Source organism: Streptomyces sp. NPDC056948 (assembly GCF_042674225.1).
GTDB classification, from domain to species: domain Bacteria; phylum Actinomycetota; class Actinomycetes; order Streptomycetales; family Streptomycetaceae; genus Streptomyces; species Streptomyces purpurascens.
Genome location: NZ_JBHUQX010000053.1, coordinates 25,173 through 31,172 on the forward strand (window position 1 = coordinate 25,173; position 6,000 = coordinate 31,172).

Below are 6,000 nucleotides of genomic sequence, written 5' to 3' on the forward strand. Positions count from 1 at the left end.
TCCCCTTCAGCCGTGCGATCCCACCATTGTGCGCCAGTCCTGTGAGCCCCTAGACGATTTCCTGGTCAAGGATCACGGGCCTGGCCGGGGGACCTTCGTCGAGCAGCGTACGCAGCAGCCCGGCGAGTCTGGTCGGATACACCGTCTCATGTGCCCGGGCAAGTTCCGGACACGTCCACCAGCGCGCTCCGGCGACACTGCGCCGCTCCAGCTCGGTCAGCCCGGCGGCGGCGATCTCCGTACGGTCCGTACGAGCCAGGTAGTACCACTCGTCCTGGTCCCAGCGGCGGCCCGCGAACGGGAACGAGCACTTCCGCCGCCACAGCACCGGGCCGAGCTCGACCTCGGTGATGCCCGTCTCCTCCATGAGTTCCCGCAAGGCCGCCTGTTCACGGGTCTCGTCACCCTCCACTCCGCCGCCGGGGGTGAACCACCAGTCGTCGGCCGGATCGTCCGGCTCGTGCCCGTGCAGCAGCAGAATGCGGTCCTGCGGGTCGAGCAGCACGACCCGGGCGACCTTGCGCAGCCCGCCCTCGTAGGAGTCCTGGCCCGCCCCCATGGCCTCAGCGGACACCCGCGGGCTCCGCACTGTCCCGCCGGGCACGGGCCGCGCCCGCACGCTTGGCGATCGGGCCGTAGGCGCCCCCGCCCATGACGAGCACGGCGCCGCCGATCACCAGAGCGATGATCGTCCGCAGTGGTCCGGGCGAGGAGAGGGCGCCGAGGGCCTCGAAGCCGGTCGGGCTCTCCAGCATGCCCTTCATGGGGTACACGACGGAGTCGACACGGGCGTCGACGGCGGAGCGCGCCACCGTGCCACTGGCGGCGTCGGTCAGATGGGCGGTGGAATCCACGGAGCTGCCGCGCTCGTCGCCGAGCAGGAACAGCCGCCCCTCGGGGACGGTCACGGTCGGGAAGTTGCTGATCTCGGCCGGCGTGCCCTTGGGCAGGTAGGGCTCGTCGATCTCCTTGCCGTTGACCTTGAGCCTGCCGTCCTGGCAGCAGGAGACCGTGTCGCCGCCGATGGCGACCACGCGCTTGACCATCGGCGCGTTGGCCCAGGTCGCGTCCTTGAAGACGACGACATCGCCGCGGTGCACCTCATCGCCGTCGACGCGCTGCGCGAGGATCCGGTCGCCCGCGTCGATCGTCGGCGTCATCGAACTGGTGGGCACGGTGTACGGCCGGTAGACCACCGCTCCCCAGGCGAACCCCCCGAGGAAAAGCACGAGGCCCAGCGCGACGGCCAGCCCGGACAACCGCTGTCCGGTCCGGCTGCCCACCGGGCCCGTACCTGTGCCGCCGCTGCGCGGGGCCGTGTGCGTCATGCTCTCGCCACCCATGGGTCCGCACCTTACCCGGGGGTACCAGCCGGGGTCAGCCCGCCGTCGGAATCACCGCTTCCGGCGCCACCACAGCACCACGGGAACCACTCCGGCGAGCGCCAGCCCCTGCGGCGCCACCGTCCAGCCGGCCGCGGCCGACTGTGCGTTGAGCCCGGACTGGTCGAAGGTGCCCGGCACCGGCAGGTTGTCCCAGCGGTTGATCGGCCAGGCGATGACGACGGCCCGTCCGACGACCTCCTTCACCGGGACCATGCCCTTGTGCCGGTCCGCCTGGTTGTAGCGGGAGTCCCGGGAGTTCTGCCGGTGGTCGCCCATGACCCAGATGGAGCCCTCGGGGACCTTCACCTTGAACTGGCCGCCCTGGTCGTCGACGCTGCACGGCGTGTTGCCCGGGTAGACGTACGACCGCTCGTCCAGTGCCTTGCCGTTGACCGTCAGCGGGCCCGTGCCCTTGCACTCGATCGTGTCGCCGCCGACGCCGACGACCCGCTTGATGAGGTCCTTCTCCTCCGCGGACGGCATGAGACCGATCCAGCTCAGGAACGTCTGCAGGGCGTTCGGATCCGTGGTCGGCTCGCCGGCCAGCCAGTTGTCGGGGTCGTGGAAGACGACGACCTCGCCGCGCTCGGGCTCGGAGCCGAACCAGGGGGTGAGCTTGTCGACCAGGACGCGGTCGCCCTGCTGGAGCGTGTTCTGCATCGAGTCGGAGGGGATGGAGAACGCCTGCACCAGGAAGGTCTTGATCAGCAGCGCCAGCACCAGCGCGATGCCGATCAGGATGGGCAGCTCCTTCCAGAAGGAGCGCGCCTTCCTCGGCGTCCGGTTCGTACCGCCCGGCCCTTGGTCCTCGGCTGTGATGTGCTTGCCCGTCACCCTGTCGTCCTCGGCTGCCCCGGAGTCATTCCCGGAGGTCACGGCGCTGTCCGCGGCCGGGACGGAGGATTCCGCGGGGCGCCCGCGATGCTCCTCGCCGTCGTGTCCGGACCGTGCGCCGACCGCCACATCCCCCACGCCAACTCCTCACTCTGTGCCGCCGCCTGCCCCATACACGGCGCAGGCCCACCACTCCCATAACGAGCGGGAGTTCCGCAGGGGTCGGGAGCTGGATCGTTCCGTTCGAATCGTCCGAGGCAACCCTATGCGACAGCCGGGCGGCAGCGGTCGACCCGGTGGCCGAGTCGGACACGGAGGCGTAGGTATTCGGTTCCTCCAGCATGTTCCAGTGACCGAAGGGCCAGGCGATGACCATGGCGCGGCCCACGACCTCGTCCTCGGAGACCGTGCCTCCGTAGTCGGTGTCCTGGTGGGCGCGGGAGTCCGCGGAGTTGTTCCGGTGGTCGCCCATCACCCAGTACCGCCCCTGGGGGACCGTGATCTCGAACGGCGTGTCGGACGGGGCGTTGCCGGGGTACAGGTAGTCCTCGTTCAGCGGGATGCCGTTGACGGTCACGCGCCCTTGGGTGTCGCAGCACTTGACCTGGTCGCCGCCGACGCCCACGACCCGCTTGATGAGGTCCTTCTCGTCCTCGGACGGCAGCAGGCCGATGAAGGTGAGCCCTTCCTTGACCTGCTTGATGACCACGGGGTCTTCCTGCTGGGTGGTGGTCTGGTCGTCCTGGAGCCAGCCGCCGGGGTCCTTGAAGACGACGACGTCCCCGCGCTGCGGCTCGGAGCCGAACCACGGGGTGAGCTTGTCGACCAGGACGCGGTCGCCGATCTGGATCGTCTGCTCCATGGAGCCCGACGGGATGACGAAGGCCTGGACAAGGAACGTCTTCAGCACGAGGGCTATGAGGACGGCGACGCCGACGAGGAGCGGTATCTCCTTGACGGCACCGCGCCTGCGGCGCCGCTTGACCTTGCGCTGGAGCTTGCGCCGCTCGGCGCGGGTGCGTCCGCCGGACGGGCTGGCGGCGCGCCGGGCGCCGGTGGGCAGCAGGTTTTCCGCGGCGCTTGTGGCGACGCCGCGCGGCTTGCCGCGGTTACCCATGGGCGCCCGCCGTTCCGGCGGCGGGCGCGGGCACGCGCGCGTAGGCGTCGGGGCGCTGCAGCCGGGTGGCGTGGCCGTAGGGCCAGACGATCCAGTCGGTGCGGCCGATCACATCGTCGACCGGGACCATGCCGCCGCCCGGGGAGCCGAGGTGGTCGCGGGAGTCGCTGGAGTCGCCGCGGTGGTCGCCGAGGACGAACAGGGTGCCGTCGGGCACCACGACGTCGAAGGGAACCTCGGAGGGACTGTCCCCGGGGTACAGGAAGTCCGACTCGTCGACCGGCCGGCCGTTCACCTGGATCCTCCCCTCCTTGTCGCAGCAGACCACGCGGTCCGCCCCCACACCGACAACGCGCTTGATGTAGTCCGCGTGCCCGAAGTACCCCGTCCCGTCGAACACGACGATGTCTCCCCGCTGCGGCTGGGCACCGAAACGGTACGCCAACTTATTTACGAGAACCCGGTCCCCGATCCTCAATCCCCGCTCCATGGATCCGCTGGGAATCTGGAACGGCCGCAGCACGAACGTGCTGAGCAGCAGCAGGAAAAGCAGGCAGGTCAACAGCGTCAGAGTGATCCGGCCGCCCGGTACCCACGCACTGACACGCGACACCAACGCGAAACGCGACCGTTCCTCCGGCCCTCCTGGGTCCGAGGTCTCCTCGGATTCGGAAGGGCGGGAGGAGCGGTCGCGCTCCGTCGACTGTGCTTCGGTGTCCATCGGAGCCAGATGCTATCCGGCCCCGGCGCGAACCCCGGAGAGCGCTCAGTTCTCGCGCTTCTCCTTGATCTTCGCGGCCTTGCCGCGCAGCTCGCGCAGGTAGTACAGCTTGGCGCGGCGGACGTCACCCTTGGTGACGAGCTCGATCTTCTCCACGATCGGGGTGTGCACCGGGAAGGTGCGCTCGACGCCGACGGAGAAGGAGACCTTGCGGACCGTGAAGGTCTCGCGCACGCCGGAGCCCTGGCGGCGGATCACAACGCCCTTGAACTGCTGCACACGGGAGCGGTTGCCCTCGATGACGCGGACGTGGACGTTGACGGTGTCACCCGGGCGGAAGGCGGGGAGATCGCTGCGCAGCGACGCGGAGTCGACGGTGTCGAGCAGGTGAGACATTTCGTCTGCTTTCCTCGCTGATGCCACAGGTCATCAACGGAATCTAGATGTTTCGGATCAGGGCTGTACGCGTCGGAACGGGCGTCATCTCCCCCTGTGGCAGGGGCGCACGCCGGACGGACGCACAACAGCGACCTATTGTTCCATGCCCTCGGTCCTGCGCCAAAATCGGCCGTACGGCTCCCCTGCGGGGTCCGGTGCCCAGCCCAGGATGGACAGCATCTCGCGGTCCTTCTTGTCGAAGGCCTTGGGATCGCATCGCTCGATGAGGTCGGGCCGGTGTGTCGTCGTGCGCTTCAGGGCCTCGTCCCGGCGCCGGCGCGCGATCTTTCCGTGGTGGCCGCTGAGCAGCACGTCGGGGATGTCCCGGCCGCGCCACTCGGGCGGCTTGGTGTAGACGGGCCCCTCCAGCAGGTTCGCCATGGCGCCGGGCGCGAAGGAGTCGTCCCGGTGGGACTCGGCGTTGCCCAGGACACCCGGCAGCAGCCGCGCCACGGCCTCCGTGACGACGAGGACGGCCGCCTCGCCACCGGCCAGGACGTAGTCGCCGATGGACACCTCGTACACCGGCATCCGGGTCGCGTACTCGTCGACGACCCGCCGGTCGATGCCCTCGTAGCGGGCCGGCGTGAAGATCAGCCAGGGGCGCTCGGAGAGCTGGACGGCGAGCTCCTGGGTGAAGGGGCGCCCGCTGGGCGTGGGCACGATGAGGGCCGGCTCGTGGGAGCCGGTCTCATAGCCGTCGGCCAGGACGGAATCGAGCGCGTCCCCCCAGGGCTCGGTCTTCATGACCATGCCGGGGCCGCCGCCGTAGGGCGTGTCGTCGACGGTGTTGTGGCGGTCGTAGGTCCAGGAACGCAGGTCGTGCACATGGACGTCGAGCTGTCCACGCGCGCGTGCCTTGCCGACGAGGGAGACGTTCAGCGGTTCCAGGTACTCGGGGAAGATCGTGACGACGTCGAGGCGCATTACGACTCGTCCCGGCTGGAGGCGATCTCGGCGCGGTCGTCGATCAGGCCCGGCGGCGGGGTGATGACCGCCTTCTGCTCCTCGAGGTCGATCTCGGCGACGATCTCCTCGACGAAGGGGATCAGCACCTCGCTGCCGTCGGGGCGCTCCACGATGAACAGGTCCTGGGAGGGCAGGTGCGAGATCTCCGTGATCCGGCCGACCTCCGTGCCGTCCGCGGTGACCACGTCGAGGTCCATGAGCTGGTGGTCGTAGTACTCGTCCTCACCCTCGGGCAGTTCCTCCGGGTCGATCTCGGCGATCAGGAGGGTGTTGCGCAGGGCTTCGGCGCCGGTGCGGTCGCTGACGCCCTCGAAGCGCAGGAGGAGGCGGCCGCTGTGGACGCGGCCCGTCTCGATGGTGAGCGGTCCCGTGGTGGCGGGATCGGTGGCGAGTACGGCGCCGGGCGCGAGCCTGAGCTCCGGCTCGTCGGTACGGACCTCGACGGTGACCTCACCCTTGATGCCATGGGCACGGCCGATCCGTGCGACTACCAGCTGCACGTGTCCAACTCTCCTGTCATACGACTGCGGGCCGGG

8 protein-coding genes are annotated in these 6,000 nt (G+C 69.6%); all 8 read right to left on the bottom strand.

Features of this window, described 5'->3' with window-relative positions; translation table 11 throughout:
* Window positions 1-49: 49 nt before the first annotated feature.
* Window positions 50-559, bottom strand: coding sequence for an NUDIX hydrolase (locus ACFTZL_RS09715; RefSeq protein ID WP_382580002.1), 510 nt, complete (start codon window positions 557-559; stop codon window positions 50-52).
* Between the two features lie 4 nt (window positions 560-563).
* Window positions 564-1,343: a signal peptidase I gene (lepB, locus tag ACFTZL_RS09720; protein WP_382579995.1), complete on the bottom strand. Its 780-nt coding sequence runs from the start codon at window positions 1,341-1,343 to the stop codon at window positions 564-566.
* A 51-nt stretch (window positions 1,344-1,394) separates the two neighbouring features.
* On the bottom strand, window positions 1,395-2,357 hold the full coding sequence (lepB, locus tag ACFTZL_RS09725) for a signal peptidase I (RefSeq protein ID WP_382579996.1): 963 nt from the start codon (window positions 2,355-2,357) through the stop codon (window positions 1,395-1,397).
* Window positions 2,245-3,336, bottom strand: a complete 1,092-nt coding sequence (gene lepB, locus ACFTZL_RS09730; protein ID WP_382579997.1) for a signal peptidase I — start codon at window positions 3,334-3,336, stop codon at window positions 2,245-2,247. Before lepB (ACFTZL_RS09730) ends, lepB (ACFTZL_RS09725) begins: the two co-directional genes overlap by 113 nt.
* On the bottom strand, window positions 3,329-4,057 hold the full coding sequence (lepB, locus tag ACFTZL_RS09735) for a signal peptidase I (RefSeq protein WP_382579998.1): 729 nt from the start codon (window positions 4,055-4,057) through the stop codon (window positions 3,329-3,331). The genes lepB (ACFTZL_RS09730) and lepB (ACFTZL_RS09735) overlap by 8 nt, the downstream gene beginning before the upstream one ends.
* A gap of 45 nt (window positions 4,058-4,102) precedes the next feature.
* Window positions 4,103-4,453 (bottom strand): 50S ribosomal protein L19, encoded by a 351-nt coding sequence (gene rplS / locus ACFTZL_RS09740; RefSeq protein WP_382579999.1) that lies wholly within the window; start codon window positions 4,451-4,453, stop codon window positions 4,103-4,105.
* A gap of 135 nt (window positions 4,454-4,588) precedes the next feature.
* Entirely contained in the window at window positions 4,589-5,422 is an 834-nt protein-coding gene (trmD, locus tag ACFTZL_RS09745; RefSeq protein WP_382580000.1) for a tRNA (guanosine(37)-N1)-methyltransferase TrmD, read from the bottom strand.
* A complete protein-coding gene (rimM, locus tag ACFTZL_RS09750; RefSeq protein ID WP_382580001.1) occupies window positions 5,422-5,964 on the bottom strand; it encodes a ribosome maturation factor RimM in 543 nt (180 codons plus the stop codon). The genes trmD and rimM overlap by 1 nt, the downstream gene beginning before the upstream one ends.
* Window positions 5,965-6,000 lie beyond the last annotated feature (36 nt).